This window comes from Coleofasciculus sp. FACHB-712 (assembly GCF_014695635.1).
Classification (GTDB): domain Bacteria; phylum Cyanobacteriota; class Cyanobacteriia; order Cyanobacteriales; family FACHB-T130; genus FACHB-T130.
Map to the genome: position 1 here is coordinate 1 of NZ_JACJOQ010000279.1, position 2212 is coordinate 2212.

General features: G+C 46.7%; 2 protein-coding genes. One reads left to right on the forward strand and one right to left on the reverse strand.

Translation table 11 applies throughout. From position 1 onward, the window contains the following. Positions 1-1395, forward strand: a 1395-nt coding sequence (locus tag H6F50_RS07585) for a glycoside hydrolase family 13 protein (protein WP_190428057.1), incomplete at its 5' end; no start/stop codon positions are given. 316 nt (positions 1396-1711) lie between these two features. Here the strand turns inward: H6F50_RS07585 and H6F50_RS07590 are convergent. Next, on the reverse strand, positions 1712-2128 hold the full coding sequence (locus H6F50_RS07590; RefSeq protein WP_190410504.1) for a fasciclin domain-containing protein: 417 nt from the start codon (positions 2126-2128) through the stop codon (positions 1712-1714). Positions 2129-2212: the final 84 nt, after the last annotated feature.

Genomic DNA, 2212 nt, shown 5'->3' on the forward strand with positions numbered 1-2212 from the left:
GCTAAAACGAAGCATTCTCACAAGCGGCTTTTGAAGGATACCCGATGGGAAGATTGGCACGAAATACCGACGCTTCAAGGGTACAAGGGCGGTGATTTGTGGGGGGTGATGGAACAGCTGGATTACTTGCAGGATGTAGGGATTAATGCGATTTACTTTACCCCCATCTTTCAATCGGCTAGTAATCACCGTTATCACACTCACGACTATTATCAGGTCGATCCGATGCTGGGGGGAAATGGCGCTTTTCGGGAGTTGCTGGAAGCTGCCCACGAACGGGATATTAAGGTTGTGCTGGATGGAGTGTTTAATCACTCTAGTCGGGGATTTTTCTTTTTCCACGATGTTCTGGAAAATGGCCCCCATTCGCCTTGGGTGGATTGGTTCAAGATTGAAGGCTGGCCTTTATCGGCGTATAACGGCGATTTTCCGGCGAATTATGAGGGCTGGGACGGAAATCGGGCGCTGCCAGTGTTCAACCATGAAAATCCGGAAGTGCGGGAATATATTATGGAGATTGCCGAATATTGGATTAAATTCGGCATTGATGGCTGGCGCTTGGATGTGCCGTTTGAGATTAAGGCTCAAGGATTTTGGCAGGAATTTCGCGATCGCGTAAAAGCCATTAACCCGGAAGCCTACATCGTGGGGGAAGTCTGGGGAGATTCCCGCGAGTGGCTGGATGGAACTCAGTTTGACGGGGTGATGAACTATTTATTTGCTGCGCCGACGATTGCTTTTGCCGCAGGCGATCGCGTAGACATTGAGCAAGTGAAAGATCGCTCTTACCATCCCTACCCGCCCCTCTTTGCACCAGAGTATGCCGAAAAAATCCAGCAATTGTTGGATTTTTATCCGTGGGATATTCAACTGACTCAGTTGAATTTGCTAGCTAGCCACGATACGGCGCGACTGATTTCTATTGCAGGCGGTGATAAGGAGAGTGTTCAACTAGCAACATTGCTGCTATTGACTTATCCCGGTGCGCCTAGCATCTACTATGGTGATGAAGTGGGATTACCGGGAAAACTCGATCCGGATTCGCGTCGGGGTTTTCCGATAGAAGCTCACTGGGAGCGTGATGTTCTAGATTATCACAAGCAACTAATCGCCCTGCGTCACCAATATCCAGCCTTGCGTACAGGTTCCTATCACGTTCTGTTTGCGGAAGGAACAGTTTACGTCTTTGCTCGGAAATTGGGAGATGAGGAACTGATTGTTGCCATTAACGTGGGGACGGCACCGGCAGATCATGTGAGTTTTGAGGTGACGGGGCTACAATCCAAGCCTAATCAGCAATTGTATGGCACTGCCGAGGTGTCATGGAGCGGTGAGGGAGAATCCAACCATCTGTCCTTGCATTTGCCAGCGCGTAGTGGATGCATCCTGGGTTAAACGAATTTCGCGAATGTTTGCGAAGAAGGGTGGATTGATTAACCTCTAATTGTCTGGGTAGGGGCGTGTTTGTGCCATGTCCTTACAGAATGTGAATTTGACCAATTATTTAATCCACATTCCTTGGCGATCGCCCAAATCAAAAGGAGGCACCTTTGCAAAGGTGCCTCCTTTTTTATGTCAGCAAATCGAATTTTAAATTTTTACGATGTCGTTTAGATCGCACTGACTCCAAATTTGCTTTTGTCTTACCATTACCCAGTTTTTGGTCAATAAATTCTGTCTGAAGACAGAATTCAACAGCAGAAATTAGTGCCTATTTAGACATTATCGTCGGTGTAAGTACTGAATCAATGACATGGATGACGCCGTTATCGGTAAGGATATCTGTTTTTAGCACCTTCGCATCATTCACTTTAAAACCGTCGTCGGTGCTATCAATCCCCAGAATGCCGCCCTCAACTGTCTCAGCGGAATCTATCTCGACGAAGTTATCAGTTCTAACATCCCCAAACAGGACGTGATACATTAAAATTTGCTTCAGCTTGGGGATGTTGTCCATCCAAGAAGCCAGTGTATCCTCTGGAATTTTGGCAAATGCTTCGTCGGTTGGAGCAAAGACAGTATAGGGTCCTGGACTCTTGAGAATCTCAAACAGACCAGCAGCCTCAAGAGCATTAACCAGAGTTTTGAAAGATCCTTCATTAGTGGCAGTTTCTAAAAGGTCAGCCATGCGTTTTGATGATTTTAAGTGAGTGTCCTGTTTAGAGATACTCGCTATAAGACTTGCAGTGCATCCTTCAAAAGTATTGAAGGC